At 38.2% G+C, this 14,785-nt stretch carries 13 protein-coding genes; 2 read left to right on the plus strand and 11 right to left on the minus strand.

The genetic code is table 11. The features are described from left to right. Nucleotides 1–38: 38 nt before the first annotated feature. Nucleotides 39–563 (minus strand): hypothetical protein, encoded by a 525-nt coding sequence (locus HZ311_RS14865; RefSeq protein ID WP_178946822.1) that lies wholly within the window; start codon nucleotides 561–563, stop codon nucleotides 39–41. A 655-nt stretch (nucleotides 564–1,218) separates the two neighbouring features. On the opposite strand from HZ311_RS14865, the gene HZ311_RS14870 reads away from it, so the two are divergent. After that, nucleotides 1,219–2,244, plus strand: a complete 1,026-nt coding sequence (locus tag HZ311_RS14870) for a hypothetical protein (RefSeq protein ID WP_178946823.1) — start codon at nucleotides 1,219–1,221, stop codon at nucleotides 2,242–2,244. A gap of 31 nt (nucleotides 2,245–2,275) precedes the next feature. Here HZ311_RS14870 and HZ311_RS14875 read toward each other — a convergent pair whose 3' ends face one another. Further along, nucleotides 2,276–2,905, minus strand: coding sequence for a hypothetical protein (locus tag HZ311_RS14875; RefSeq protein WP_178946824.1), 630 nt, complete (start codon nucleotides 2,903–2,905; stop codon nucleotides 2,276–2,278). A gap of 246 nt (nucleotides 2,906–3,151) precedes the next feature. On the opposite strand from HZ311_RS14875, the gene pepG1 reads away from it, so the two are divergent. After that, nucleotides 3,152–3,295 (plus strand): type I toxin-antitoxin system toxin PepG1, encoded by a 144-nt coding sequence (pepG1, locus tag HZ311_RS14880; protein ID WP_178946825.1) that lies wholly within the window; start codon nucleotides 3,152–3,154, stop codon nucleotides 3,293–3,295. Between the two features lie 254 nt (nucleotides 3,296–3,549). Here pepG1 and HZ311_RS14885 read toward each other — a convergent pair whose 3' ends face one another. From HZ311_RS14885 to HZ311_RS14925, 9 genes are all read right to left on the minus strand, one after another. Then, nucleotides 3,550–4,392, minus strand: a complete 843-nt coding sequence (locus tag HZ311_RS14885) for a replication-relaxation family protein (protein ID WP_232092514.1) — start codon at nucleotides 4,390–4,392, stop codon at nucleotides 3,550–3,552. A 488-nt stretch (nucleotides 4,393–4,880) separates the two neighbouring features. Next, the gene (locus HZ311_RS14890) at nucleotides 4,881–7,076 is read right to left on the minus strand and encodes a TraM recognition domain-containing protein (protein WP_178946826.1); all 2,196 of its coding nucleotides are present in this window, start codon (nucleotides 7,074–7,076) and stop codon (nucleotides 4,881–4,883) included. A gap of 5 nt (nucleotides 7,077–7,081) precedes the next feature. After that, on the minus strand, nucleotides 7,082–9,577 hold the full coding sequence (locus tag HZ311_RS14895) for a hypothetical protein (protein ID WP_178946827.1): 2,496 nt from the start codon (nucleotides 9,575–9,577) through the stop codon (nucleotides 7,082–7,084). 17 nt (nucleotides 9,578–9,594) lie between these two features. Then, on the minus strand, nucleotides 9,595–12,090 hold the full coding sequence (locus tag HZ311_RS14900; protein WP_178946828.1) for an ATP-binding protein: 2,496 nt from the start codon (nucleotides 12,088–12,090) through the stop codon (nucleotides 9,595–9,597). Continuing rightward, nucleotides 12,075–12,500: a TcpE family conjugal transfer membrane protein gene (locus HZ311_RS14905; protein WP_066026091.1), complete on the minus strand. Its 426-nt coding sequence runs from the start codon at nucleotides 12,498–12,500 to the stop codon at nucleotides 12,075–12,077. Before HZ311_RS14905 ends, HZ311_RS14900 begins: the two co-directional genes overlap by 16 nt. A gap of 9 nt (nucleotides 12,501–12,509) precedes the next feature. Next, on the minus strand, nucleotides 12,510–12,764 hold the full coding sequence (locus tag HZ311_RS14910) for a hypothetical protein (protein ID WP_081308358.1): 255 nt from the start codon (nucleotides 12,762–12,764) through the stop codon (nucleotides 12,510–12,512). Between the two features lie 32 nt (nucleotides 12,765–12,796). Further along, a complete protein-coding gene (locus HZ311_RS14915; RefSeq protein WP_178946829.1) occupies nucleotides 12,797–13,837 on the minus strand; it encodes a conjugal transfer protein in 1,041 nt (346 codons plus the stop codon). Continuing rightward, nucleotides 13,830–14,144 (minus strand): hypothetical protein, encoded by a 315-nt coding sequence (locus tag HZ311_RS14920; RefSeq protein ID WP_178946830.1) that lies wholly within the window; start codon nucleotides 14,142–14,144, stop codon nucleotides 13,830–13,832. The genes HZ311_RS14915 and HZ311_RS14920 overlap by 8 nt, the downstream gene beginning before the upstream one ends. A gap of 14 nt (nucleotides 14,145–14,158) precedes the next feature. Further along, a complete protein-coding gene (locus HZ311_RS14925; protein WP_178946831.1) occupies nucleotides 14,159–14,770 on the minus strand; it encodes a hypothetical protein in 612 nt (203 codons plus the stop codon). Between the last annotated feature and the right edge of the window lie 15 nt (nucleotides 14,771–14,785).

Raw genomic sequence — 14,785 nt, forward strand, 5'->3', positions numbered from 1 at the left:
GGAACCCTTTCGTATGTCACATTTTCTGATTCTTTAGTTTAGAGTTTGCCGAAGTGACCAATTGTTTCTAGTAAAACAAGGGCATGTGCTAAATCATAAACACTATTCATAGAATGTCTGCGGTATCGAATCGAACTAGAACGATCTTTCATCATTAATGAAATTAATTTATCTTTGAAAAAGGCAACGGCTCTCACGCTCTCTGTTTCAAATATTTGTTCGCCATTGTATGTGTCTAGCTGTTCTAAGTGCCGATAAATGGTTTCTGCTTGCTCGTATTTCTCTTCAATCGCTTGCTCTAAGACTTCCTCTTCATATTCACAAAACACGTAGGTATTACAGCCCTCTAAAATCTCACCTTGTACTTTTTCGTCATATCGAATGCTCCCCCACTGCTTTTGGATCTCGTGACGAATCGTTTCCGTTTCTAGCGTTAAATCGTGTAATTTTACTCTGATAGAAGTACTTCCGTAACCTACCATTTCAACCCGAATGCGTACTTTTTTCGTATTAATTCCTTGCTCTCTCAAACTTCTTTTGATGTTATTTGCAGTTATTTCCATGCGAATCTCTCCTTATTTGTCGTTTTTTGTTCCCCAAAGTTCATTTCAGCAAGCGATTTGTGGGAGGCGAAAAGAATTTGATTTTTAAGAATGTCAATGGTCCTTTATTTATTCTTTTCCTCTTAGCTTTGTTTGCTCTTGGATCATTTCGAGCTGAGCTGATAGCGGTTTGGCGTGCTTGTTCCATACACCTGTAGCAGGCAGAAAAAAAGGGAGTGCTGTAGGGAAAAGTTTTAAGTGGGCTTCTTAAAAGTTTTTCCGCCCCTTTTTTTCTGAATGCGGAAGGTGTATAAGCACTCTCGCCAATCCGATAGCAGCGGCTTCAGATCGACATGAGACAAAACAACAGCGAGAAGGTGAAATAAAGGCCCATCGCCCTGACATTTTTAAAAATCTAAAAAAGATTCCGCATGCGGAATCTTCCTTCTTGCGGAAATCATTGCTTGCAATGAGGTTCCGCTTCTCTTTTCTTTTGACTTTCTGGAGTAATCACATGGCTTCTTCCGTAACGATGGAATATCTGGAGGAATTACGGAGTATTTACTCAATTAGTACACTACATATCTTCATTTTGATTTCTATTCATTATTTCACTTTAATTCATCATAAAAATATTGTTTTATGATAAAATTTTATTAAAAAGGAGGTAATGACTATGGGGCATCTGATAACTAAAGCAATTCCTACAGAGGCTTCAGCAATCGAGTATTTGAAGGATCACCCGACGTTACATGAAGGGTTTGCAATATCACCTTTAACCGCAAAAAAACTATTTGGTCAATATATTCTCGATAAATATAAGTTTGTTTGCCCAACTGATGGCTGTTCTGCTAAAGTTACTTGCCGTTCAATCGAACCAATCCACAAAAATAGTCCCACATTTGTTAGCCGCCGTCGTGTAAATAGTGCTCACATTGAGGCTTGCAAATTTCATCCTAAAAACAAAGATCTTGTTTTCTCTAAATCGAATAATCCAGCTGAACGATTTGAACGAATTAAAACAGGTGATATTGTTTCTGATTTATCCGGTACACAAGGTTTTTCTCCTAGAAAAAGTGTGAACACAAAGAAAGAATCACCCGATACGGACGCTACAGAGACGCAATTTTTTTTACCTAGTTCATCAAAAAAACAAGATTTGAGTACACCACGTTCAAAGCGACCTACAAGAGAACATTTAAAAACACTTCAAGACCACGTGGAAATGTTCAAATATGATCCTGAGTTTAAAGTGACTCGTAAAAGTAATAGTGCGGTTGTACCTATAAAGTATCTTTTTAAGCCAATCTCCGCTAACTGCCTTTTCGAAGAATTAACTGATCAAAAATATCCTACAATTTATTATGGAGAGGCTAGGTTAGCAAAAACACAGAAAGAATCTGTGATTAGCATACGCTTCAAGCATAACTTTCAAAAAAATACTTTGAAATACTCAGATAGAAAGAACCACTTTCTATCACTTCTCATCTCAAAAGAGTATTTAATGAAAGAGTATCCAGATATTTACAGTATTTTTAAAAAAAGGAATGATTATCTTTTCAAAGTTTACACCACTCTTCCAATGTTTTGGAATGTTATATCAGAAAATACAATGTATTTAAATGTTTCTTCTTTTAAAGAAGCTATAAGAGTCGATCCTTTTAAAGACGAATTATTTTCTAACATCTTTATCTCTCAATAGTTTAGATTAGGGGCTGCACACTTGTAGACCACTAATCTAAACTGTACTTACATATGAGGCATATGGCATTATATACATCTATTTCTTCTACGGTTGCTGGGAACCAATCTATTTTTTTTGTATCTATATATTTAAACCTTGAAATCACTTCTAGATTAGTTTCTAATAAATTTACAACGTTAAAGTCAAAATAATCCTTCATTAGCATCTCGATTTTCTTGCATTCCTCGTCACGATATTCTTCTGGAAGCGGGCCAAAATCTAATGCGTTATAAATGTGGTAGTTATCTCCTTTCTTTTTGTAATATCCCCAGTGGACAACTTCCAATGGATTACTAGGGGGTTCCTTATCATCGATTTTGGCGAATTTATTTTTTTCCTGATACTCTAATATCGTTGCTATAGAAGAGTGAATTTTTCGTTCTTCTTCCGTTACAGAAATTAATTCCAGTTTTGACGTATCTAGGTAAGCTACGTTCCTCATTTTTCGCAAATCTCTATGTGTTAAATCAGCAACTAAAAAGTACTGATGATTTTCAAGAAACTCATTTTCCCTTTTGATTTGATAACCTTCTGGAAGTTCATGTTCTGCTATTGCTTTATAAAAACGCTTTTTGTAATAATCTTCATCCTTGTAGTATTCTCCATGAATAATTTTCATTTTCTTTGGTCCCTTCTACTCTGCTATTTTCGTCTTAATCTTCAACGATTGCCATTTGGTGAATATATGGCTTCTTCCGTAGCGGCGGTGGCGGTTGGAGCGAAGGAAGAAATACGTCTATGCAACAAAGAAAAAACCAGTCCAAATGCCTTAGAATTAAGGATTTAGACTGGTTCATATGGTATAATAGTAGGTGACAGTAAAGTTTAATCGACGGTGGCGAATCCTTGAAAGAAGGTGGTGCGTATGAAAATACTCACAAAATCTTATGAAAGGAGAAGCCTTTTGTCTGCATACGAAACAATTCAGACCATCCTTGGCTTTGGTATGTTTACCATCGCTTTGATCAGTCTGATTGTCAAGTTGCTTAAAAACGACAAAAAGAAATAGCCGTCACTTTAGCCGGAGACTAGCTATTTCTTTTTGAAATATTTAGATTAACGGCCGCCGTTCTTTAAACGGTGCTGTCATTGGGGAGTTGTTGACGCAACTCCTCTTTACATACTTATTATACCATCAAACCGCTGAAAAAACTACATAAACGCCGAAACTGGAAAGCTTGTCTTTCCTTTTTTTGTTGCCCCGTAAGCGGTGGAGGCGGTCGGAGTGTCGGGGCAACAAAAAAACTTATCCTTTAAATTAGTTCAACGCTCATTTATAAAATCATTTTCTTCTAACATTTTTTTCAATACTCCATTGAATTCTTTACTCGATACAATACGCAGACGATCAAAAGCAGAAGCATCGATTGATTTCAGCTCTTCGTCTTGTTTCTTGAGCAGAAAATATTCTTTAAACATATCTAAGGAGTTATAAATAATATTGCTTGGTGTGACATAAATCAATTGCGCATTTCTTTTTTGTGTAAGCAACCGAAGATACTTTGGAAAAATGGCTTTCGTATATCGATTCTGTGATTTAAGTGTTAGCTCAATTTCAAAATGCCAGTTACTAACTTCTGCCATCTGGTTTTCGAATCGTAAAACATAATCTGAAACATGAAACAGTGTTCCTTTTTTTGCTTTAGACATATCCTTCTTCTCATACATCTGCCTACGTTCCGATTGAGCCAATAAAAATGTAGACTTTGTTTTTGCCAACCGCATCGATTCAATCAAGTAATTCGTGACTTCAATATGGTGTTTCAAATTGTATTCAGGAACTTTTGGAAAAGAATAGATACCTCCTATCGAATTATGCCCTTTTTTAGTTAGATAAAAGTATCTTTGATTTTCTTCTTCTTTAATTTGTATAAAATCAATCATTTCGAGTTTTAATAATGCTGCTAGCCTTCGATAAATCGAACTCTTACCAATAGGAAACTCTTGGTTAATCAGAAGTAGGATTTGATTGGCAGTCATTATTCTTAACTCGTGCAATAGATTTAAAATTAACCACTCTGTATTTTCTTTTTCTAAGACAACATATTTGCTATATAGTAATTCTCGAATTCTTACCACCCTTTTCCTCAGATTAGACTCAATCATTTATTCGATCATCTCTTTCGGGTTTATGTTCTGTGACAGACCCTTCAAGATTTGGTGAAGGGGCGCAGGCGCAAGGGGTAGTTGTAAGTTTCCTCTTTCAAAGAATGAAAGAGGGCGGAGGGTGATAGTTTGAGACCCCCATGAATGGGGGGAGGGGGTTGATCCTTTTCATCACTACCATCACCACAACACACCTAAAGTTTTGCTTCTACATATTCATCAGATAGTCATTTTTTTTAGCGTTTAGTGGGCGCCTTGCCGCATTTGTCACAGGTTTATTTTTTCGGTTCCTGACCATTTACGTTAATAAGTGGGATTTTTCCCACGTTGAACGTAAATGGTCAGGAATTTTGCTTTAGCAAAAAGAAAGAATAAACCTTGGTGTGACAACGTTTTGCGGCAAGGCGCCCACGATCATCCATTCCCACCCTATTCCCATCTTATTCCCACCTTATTCCCACCCTATTCCCAAAAACGACGGTTAAAAATCAACGGTTCGCCGCATTTACTACGTAGACACGACTCGCTTGTTCTCGAATACTTTTCGATTTTCGATAGACAATGAACTCCCCTTGACGAACGTCTCGTAACTCATCTGGATGGACAATAAAGTTGCGAACATTCCGAACGGTTCCTCTAGAAGATATCCAATCTGTCTTCTCTAAATCACTATAACCATATTCTTGTTCCACCATCGATGTCTTCTCAATATCGTTATAGGTCCCGATTAATGACGTCCACGTATCGATTTCTTCTCCTGAATTGACTTGCCCAATAAAGTAGGTATTACAGTTTCCTACAAGCTGACGCGTAAGGATCGGATCGATTCGATCAATATCCGCTAACATCTGTGGACTGAAGATTGTGTGTAATCCAGCACCTCTTCCTTTGTTCACTGCATCTAAAAAGGAGTCGTTCAAATAAACGGAAGGCTCATCACAGATCAATAAAAAGGGTTGAAAATTACTATAGATATAGTTTTCAGAAGCTAAATAATTCACTTCTGTGACGAAAAATTGTGCGAGCGTTTTAATGTAATCTTTGTACACCAGACCGTTTAAAGTCAGGAACATGACCTCATTCTTTTTACTGTCTTTCAACAAATCCAGCTCTTCTACCCCTTTTTCTGACGTGTCAAATAGGTGTCCTAGTTCACTGTCAATCAACATATTGACGTTGGTTTGTAGTGCTTCTGACGTTGCGTAAAGATAAAAGGGATTGTCTTTATGTTCATAGCGCATGAACAACTTTTTAAACATTTCTTTTTGTTTTTCAGGAAGAAGATACCGAAATCGACGGATAAGATAATACAATTCTTCTAACGGTAAGTGTTCCGGATTGATTTCAATTAACGTTTCTCCTACTGGTTCGATACTTGTTTCTGCATCAACATCTAATTCTTCCAACCGATTTTTCTTCCGTTGTTCCTCGTCATTGTTACTATCTTCTACCTCTTTCTTCTTCGATCCTTTTTTCTTTTTCTTCTCTTCCTTTTCTTCTACCGCCATAAAAAGAAGGTCTTCTTTGATTGCCAATTGCGCGTTTAAAAATTGCATCAAAACATTTCTTGGTAAGAAATGTTCCGATAATTGGTGGAGCGTTCGATCAATTTCAAACAGGTCCAAAAACTGAACCGTTGCTTGAATCAGTGACTTAGCAGCCCCTGAATAAAAGATACTCTCCGTTTCCGCCAGTGTGATCAATCGATCACGAACCATGACACTATTGCCATGTTTGATTGGATTGTAGCGAACATTATTCGTATCACTAAAGACTTTGACCTGCTTGTCATACTTCTTTGCGATCGTTTGGATTGACTCTAACGTGTCTTTTGCGCCTTTCCCATCGATGTAAAGTACCGGAATATTATGCGCAATCGCATAGTCCACAAAGATCATATTCAAGGTTGTTTTCCCGCTTCCGGTCGTTCCGCTGAAGGTCGCATGTTGGTTGAGTTCAGAAAAATCCATGGTCATTCGATGACCAAATTCATCTACACCCACCAATAAATCTCCTGAATGGTTCGCATCTATTTTCTTCTTTCTTCGCTCTCTATGACTATGATTCTCGTCATTTTCTAGTTCTTTGAGCTGTTCCTGTTCTTCCTTAAATCGACGTTGTTCCTCTTTTGCCACTTCAAATTTTCTTTCTTTTCGCTCTTGGTATTCTCTACTATTTCGAAGTTTAGTGAATTCTTCGTCCATCGAACGAACACTTCGTTTACTGACAAATCCCACGACGACACATAAAAAGGCGCATTGTGTGAGTCCACCAAGTAATAGAACCACAAAACTGCCCAATGTAAATGGCAGTTTTGTTGGTAAGAAATTGAGTGGAAATAAATTGTAACAGCTAAGATACGCGCGTGGATTTAGTGCGAGTGCCAACAGTAAATTGAGTACAAAACTACTCCCATAGATCAGAGAGGACACCTTTAAGAAACGTTCAAAAAATGGCACATACTCACGTCTACCTAAGTGTTGTTTCTTCTCTTTCCAACTCATCCAATACAATCCACCAAAAGGAATTAGCCCCACGAATGTGAACGGATAGAAGAGTAATAAGACACCAGTAAGAACCAGTGTTAACTGACTAAGCTTTCCATTTGGTTCTTGGGAGCCACCAGTAGGTGCAGAATTATTGGAAAAAGTCGCATCAAATACTCCTTGATTCCATATACTCATTTCATCTATTTCCTCCTTGGTTGACGAACTTCTTGTTTATTTTCTTTCGTTACTTCAGTTACTTTCGCTTGTCTTTTCGGTTTCTTTGTCGACTTCGGTTGAGTAGAGTTCCCTCTTTTTGACACGTTGGTTTTCTTCACTTGCTTCACCGATTGTGTCGTTTGTTCACTTGAACGCGTGGCTTTACCAGTGCCTGATTCATTACTTGATGACAAATTCCCGTTCGTTGGTGCTGTCCGAGAACCTGACTGGCTCCCTCGTTCACTTCGTTTCTTACTTGCCCCAGAAGAGACCGACTGGACCGTCTGTGCCGTTTTCCCTTGTGTTTTAGAAGTAGAATCCGATAAGATTTCACCTGTTGAAGGGTCGATTTGTCGATCACCTACAGTAAGAGACGCGCCATTTTGATTATTTTTTTCCAAAGAATCCGCTTGATTTTTTCGTTGTTTTCGTTGCTCAGACAGTGGTTTTTTCACTGAATTGACATACGGACGATTGACCATTGCCCCCTTAGAATTCAAATCCTGTTCATCGGCGACTGATTGATTGCTTGGTTCTAAACGCTTCGTTCGTTTTTCAGATTCTTCTTGTCCTCGAGGTGGTTTCTTCAACTCTTGGTTAGAAGCTTCTGGTTCAATGCTCGCCGATTGATTCGTTGGATCACTTTTTATCGTTCGTTTGGTTCGCTTGTCACTCATTGGTGCGGTGCTTTTATTCCCAGATTTTAATGAGTGATCCTTGTCTTCGCTAGAATGATCCTCTGGTTTTTCTTTCCTAGTCGCACGGATCGAGTTCTTGTCCGTAAGTCCATTTTTCGCTTGATTTAAATCCTTGTCTTCCTTCTCGTTCTTCGTTTCTCCATTTTCTTTTGCTTTTTTGTCCCCTTGGTTTCCATCTAGTTTCTGATTCCGATCATTTCTATGAGAACTTTTCGGATTGTTATTCCCTTTTACTTTATTTAAATCATTTTTAGAAGAACCGTTCCCTTCTTCTTCTTCTTGTTTCTTTTTATAGCGTTCCTGTGCAGCTTTACGTTGATTTTGAAGAGCTGCTCGCTGTTGTGCTTTCTCATGTGAAGCTTGACGATTCGCTTGAATTGGATGACGTAAAGCCATACTCATTCGCGTAAGCTTGCTTGCATAAGGACCAGGAGTAAAGACAACTGCTAAGAATCGCCGAAAAACAAAGAGGAAAGGAGGAGCGACGATCCAAGCAATAAAGACGATTACTCGATCCAATGGATCATTGCTATGGGTATTCATCACACTATAGGCTAATGTGACATAACTCATGAAAATGACCATTAATAAGCTGATACCGCCCTTAATAAACATGATCGTTCCTAACCCTTTAAAATAGCTCCCTAAAATATCTTTTCCGTTAACAATCATCGAAAACAGTAATGCAACCGGTAGAAAGACCGGAATCGCAATCAATAAGAACTGAAAGGCGACACGCACGATTCCTAATGACACGTAGATCACAAACTGTAAGATATTGGTTAAGGTGTATAAAAAGGCGAGTGTTGCCCAACGATTAGCATTGGTGTAGATAGGGTTTGTATTTCCAAGCTCATCTACCTCATAGTCTGTAATATCTTCTACAAACGAAACTTGGGCTTCTGAAGCCGAATCGTTGTCTAATAGCGCCCCGATACGATCAAATGTTTCGCCTTTATATTCGATACTTTTCTCTCTGATTTCCGCTTCATCTGCCGTTCCATACTGCATGTAGAGGTAAGGAACATAGACATTATTGTAAAAGACTTCCGCTGCAAGTCGATTCGCTAAACTGTTCATATCTTCTCCGCCTGGTTCACCCGCATTTTGACCTGGAACAAACTTTGTTTGTCCTTCCGGCTTAAAATTGGGATTTACACCAGCTAATGCTTTTTCTAGTTGGTGATCGATAGAGATCACGGCATCGAAGAAAAAATCATTGCCTTTTGGATCACTAAAAAAAGCGAAAGAAGTCATTGTTAAAATCGCCAGAAGAAAAACTTTCACGGAATCCATTATTCGACCACTCATAGCGTATTTAAGTACCATAAATAGTGCCACCATAACAATACCAAAGGTAGTCGCCACACTGATTAGCGAGTTCGCAAGTTCTAGGGAAAGTTCCTGAAAAGGGGCTTTGATTTGGTTCGCTAAATCTAATGAGAAAAGCCCTTTTACCATTCGGGCATTAAAACGACCGGTAGCTGAAGCCGCTGACCAAATCCAATTTTTAATCATTGAATCGAGATTCTGACGAAATTCGTTAATTTTATTTAAGCTTTTGAACTCTTTATTCATTAATGAAAAAGAGTTATCTTCATAACGTTGATAAATTTCATCTTTATCACTAGTACCAGGCTTATTTTCAACTGGGAAGCCCTTTTCTTCACTAATAGCCACGTACATGATATCTTCTCTCGCTTCTACTTGTATTGGACTTGAGCCACTAATACCGAGTAAAGTAACGAGTAAAAAGAACATGTAACAGCACTTTTTCTTCATTCATCTTCTCCTTTCTCTTAAAAATGACTATCCTGTTCCAACGCTAATGCGCGTTGCGTTCCTTCATCTGAGGTATCCGTCGTTTTGATCGCTTCCATCCACTCGGCAAACAACACATCAATGGCAATAGCTTGATTTCTTCCCATATGATCTTGGAAAAGACAAGTTCCTTGAACAAGAGAATGAATTAATTCCTTGTTTTTCTGATTGAGTTGCATTCCGAAAAAGGACAATACTTTTTTCTGTTGTTCCTCGTCATTGGGACGAAAAGCAAACTTATAAGAAATCAGCTCTTTCATGGATTCATTGTCCGTATCAGAAAAAGCTTGCATGAGTATCGTCATATCCGTATTATTCGCTCGCCCTTTACGTAGATTATCTTCAGCGAGATATTTCCCACGTGGCGTATCCATAAACCCTTTGGCTTCATCGATAATGACACTAGCGTCTTCGTCTTTATTCGTCGAAAACACTTGAACAAGGTGCATAATGACATCCATGACGGCTTCACTAGCTAGTTTTTCTGGGGATAGTTCGCCCAATTCTTTTTCTTCTTTCGTCGGCATTGTTAACCCTTGAATTCCTAAAACATTCACTTGTGAACGAAAGTCGATCGCTTGGCTATGCTCATTTCCAATAATCACTTTTCCAATACCTTCTTTATAGCTTTCTAGAACGGTTCCTAAATCGTTGTCTTGTTGTTTGATTCGGGCAATGACCGCACTTAAATGGGCTTTTTCTTCTGATTCCACCACTTGATCCACTGCATCGATAATGATTCGTTTTAATCCTCTTGCCTTACTTGGATCTTGGTTGATTTCGCCCATCTGAAAAAGTACTTGTCGCGCTTCTTTTTTTCCCTCTTCTCCTGGTAAAAAGAGCAGAGGATCTAAAATCCCTTGGTACTTGGGATCAGTGGATAAGGTAATAAAATGAATGTTGGTACACAGTTGAACAAACTCTGGATAATGAGCATATTGTTCTTTCGCTTTAGTCACAAATTTAACCATTTCATTTTTTGGATCAATATATAACGTTTTTTGCCCAAAGAACATAAGCCAAAAGAAAATCAATTTCACAAGCATGGATTTCCCCTGACCAGGTGGACCTGTCACTACTGTATTCCCATTGGCATGAATACTGCCCTCGACATTTTTTTTGGTCAAATGTGGCGAAAAGAACACCAAATTACTAGAAAATTGAATCGCTTCTCTCACGTTTTTAAATTCCTTTTGTGTAATGATTCGTCCTAATGGCAGCCCATAATGATTCCCTACGCTTCGGTAAAGATCTAAACCAAAGTCCATGACATAGCCTGTCGTTACATGTTGTTCGTAATCAAAAAACGTATAGGGTGTGGCTAATTGGCTTTGATAGAAGTATGTTAGTTGATCGGCGATTGGACGATATAACTTGTAGTCCGTCCCTTTCAAAACCAGCTGTAAATGATTGATACGTTGTTCTAATTCTTCTACCGAACCTGCGGATACGACAAACCAAAAAGAGAGATCGACTTTTCGTCGATTCTCTCTTTTTAAGTCTCGATTCAACTGTTTAAGTCGTTGATCCCCAATCAAAATCACTTCATCATCGTCTAGTTCTGCATCGGCAAAATCATGGTCTTCCATTTGTTCCTTGATTCGTTTAAACATTTTCCGCACATGACTTTTATCTTTTTCTTTAGGTTGAAATCGCAAACGTATTTGTGTTTCTATCGGAAAGTAACAACTCGTTTGTACCTCATGGACAAATCCACTTCCAAGTAAGGAACTAGGAAATTCAACGAGTGGTAAATGCGCAATGTAATGGGTTTGATCCATTTGTTGAATCGTCAAATACCCTTTCTCGTGCATGGTGACGATCCCCTCATTGATTTCTGGTTCAGTAAAATCCTTTGGAATGACCGCGGCGTTTCGATGATAAAAGTAATACTGGATACGTTTTAGTTCTTCGTCTTTTGCTCGTCGTATCTGCTTGGTATATGAAAGGTCCTCATACAATTCTTCTTCTTTATCGATATATACTTTAGGATTCACTTGTGTCTGTGCCGGTTGACCAGTAAGCGTTTCTCTCACTCGTTTACCAAACGATTCTTTAAACAGTGTGATAAATTCAATTGGGGTCACAGGAATCGCTTGTTTCGTTAATTTTACGAGTAAGACAGTAGTATAACGCGAAATTTTTACTTCTTGGTTTAATATACTATACGCTTCATCATAGTAGTAGTCGCCTACTTCTTTTAATTCACCACGAACTAATTCGTTTTTTGTCGTCTCCATATGTTTCTTTAACGAAAACCTTGTCGGAACATTCATGTATTGATACTCATATTCATCGTGAGAAAACAGCTCTTTCCCCTTAGTGACAAACGGCTTGAAAAAGTCAAAATCATTTAAAGGAAAATAGGTTTTATCTAAGATATAGGCAACCCAGACATGGCCATCTTTCATAAAAAGAAAATTACGATACCAGCTATCATAAGGATTCTCTGCATACTTTACTTGGGTCTCCATTGTAAGACACGTCCTTTTTTCTTTTGATCATTGAATGAAATCGGGGTATTCATGAAACAGACCTTATGGGTATGTTCCGTTTGAATTCCTTTATGCTTACTGGCAGTATAACGTCCGCTCACAAACCGGAAAAACCCTTTCTTATCCCAGGATAAGCTAAATAAAATCCATAAAGCAACCACGAATAAGAAAATGATGATCATCCACGACTGGCGAAAGAGATTACTTAAAAAAGTAATCCCTAACACCGCCGCTAAAAGCCACGCGGTAAGTACCGCGCCTATAATCGAAGCCACTCCAACTATAAATGATAGTTTTAGCCCTTCGGGGAAAAACCGGCTCACATTTATTGGTCCTAGATTATAAATTTTATGCGGCTGTTTCCATTCTCTTGTATAGTTATATTCCATAAAAATACCTCAACGTAACCAAATTGGAAGAACCATCGAAGCATTAGGATCAAAGAATAACTCTTTAAGCCAATTCCCAATATCCCAAGCATTATCTAAGACCATAATTAAAGCAATCAAAACAAGCACACCTAAAATCGACATAATCGCACGTCCGACACCTTGTGTTAAAAATGCCCCAATCGCCATCACAATTGCCACCAACGCCAAAATAAACACTAACTGTGGCGCGAATTCACTAAAAAAATCACTAAAATTAAACATATTTCTTCCTCCAATAACATTTCATTGTTTTTTTAAAAAGGTTCTAGCTCTTCCACAAAATAAGAACTATCTGCCCCACTGATCTTTAAACGTGCCGTAGACGTATAAAATATGCCTTCTGAGAAGGAGAATTCATACGTCACTTCTGCAATATAGTGTTCCTGTTTTTTCACTAAATTCAACACGTCAATTTTTCTGACCTCATCTGCTTCAATTCCAGAAACATGACTGATCAGTTTTAAATTCCCATCGTTTTTAACATAGAGACCTAAAAAGTCTTCAATAAAGGATACGATTCGCTCCGTTTCAACTTCATCGACTAGCTCGCCTTCTGTCAGGAATTCATTGACTTTTCCTTTTACCGTGTTGCCTGCTTCATTATGTGGTAGTTGACGACTGAGAAAACTAGGCGGGTGAAGTAACTTGACTTCTCCATTAGCAACATGAGTAATCAATGAGACTCTAACGGAATGTTTCTGATCATTTTCTTTAAAATCCACATCATAAATGGTTTCAAATACCCGACCTTCATCTTCTTCCTTTTCTGTTTGGGTGATTGCTTGAATAAAAAGAACTTCGCGTGTTGTCCCATTTGAAAATTGAAGTAAGTCATTTGTTGAGACTCCTTGTGCCAAATATTCTTGTAACTTCTCCTCCATATCTTGGCGAGACATTCCGTCTTCCACTGTAAAATAAGTGGTCAAAAACTCTTGTCCGATATAGCGGCTCCAGTCTCCCTCCTGAGAAGATTTCAACGCAATATTTGCGACTTCTCGTGCCTCTTTCACACCAGAAGAAGCAATTTGACTGAGTTGATTCATTCGACTAAACGTTAGAAACGAGACGACGCACATCGTTAAAAAAGTAAAGTAGAAAAAGTAAGTCAGCCATTGTCCAACCGTTCTCGGATGAAATCGAACACTTGAATTTTTCGTTGGCTTTTCCTTTTTCTCTGTCTTTTTTTTCTTCTTAGTTTTCTCTTTTTTCTTAGGCGTAGGTTCTTCTTTCGCTTTCGAAGTCTTGCCGGTGGACTCCTGGAGGGCGCCTGGATCAAAAAAATCAGATTCACGCATCCAAAATCCCATACCTTTCTTTAAGACTCTTAGGAATCGCCTCTGCAATGACCACCTGATCCACGAGTAAGCCAGCGCCAGATAAAAACTCTTTGACTAACGGCCATTGTGATTTTTTTAATCCTAATTTTTCTTCCAATGGTTCAAAAAACAACTTACTTCCTAATCGTAGTTCCTTGTTATGGATTTGCCATAGAACATAAATAATCGTCTGTTCTTTCGTCTCGTACCGCTCAAAATTTTGAGCGTAACTTTCCTTTTGCTGTACCATTTGATTGTTTGTCATAGACTGTTCGACTTGTGTCATTCTGTTGTCCTCCGCTAATTCGAATAAAATTGACTGTTTTTTGGATCTTCTTCATAAGTTAAATCATAAGCGAACCAGGTATCACCCTGTTTTCGATAATGAATAGTGACTAGCAACACTTGATTGGTGATTTTATGGGCATGTTCCCCTGTTTCATGATCGTGATTATGGTCTGAATCATATCGCACATGAACGCGTGTCAATACTTCCTGATCTTCTGCATTGATTTCTCTAAAATAACTTGTTTCTTCCACAATTTCAGAAGATAGCTCTTGATATACCGGTACGCCATCGGTAACACCTAGGTCTGAATACCGTTCTTCCGAGTATGCGAATGCCTTGATTTGTTCACGCTGTTTATCTAACGATTCATACGAAAAAGCAGCTTCTAGAAATGCCTGATGAACGTCTTGTAAGTCCTCTTCTTGCCATTCATTAGTATCTTTATCCTTCTTGTTACTAGACTGAGTAGATTCCTCTTCAGTAGTCTTTTGAGAGACAACTGTGCCTCGTTCTTCACTAGTTTGTGTTTCTATTTGTTTTTCACTTGTCGAACGATTGGTAAATAGAAAGGCACCTGTTGCGACCAATAAGACACATGCACCAACTATTAAAACTTTTTTCATTGGTTTCCTCCTTTT

It is taken from the genome of Enterococcus mundtii, assembly GCF_013394305.1.
GTDB classification, from domain to species: domain Bacteria; phylum Bacillota; class Bacilli; order Lactobacillales; family Enterococcaceae; genus Enterococcus_B; species Enterococcus_B pernyi.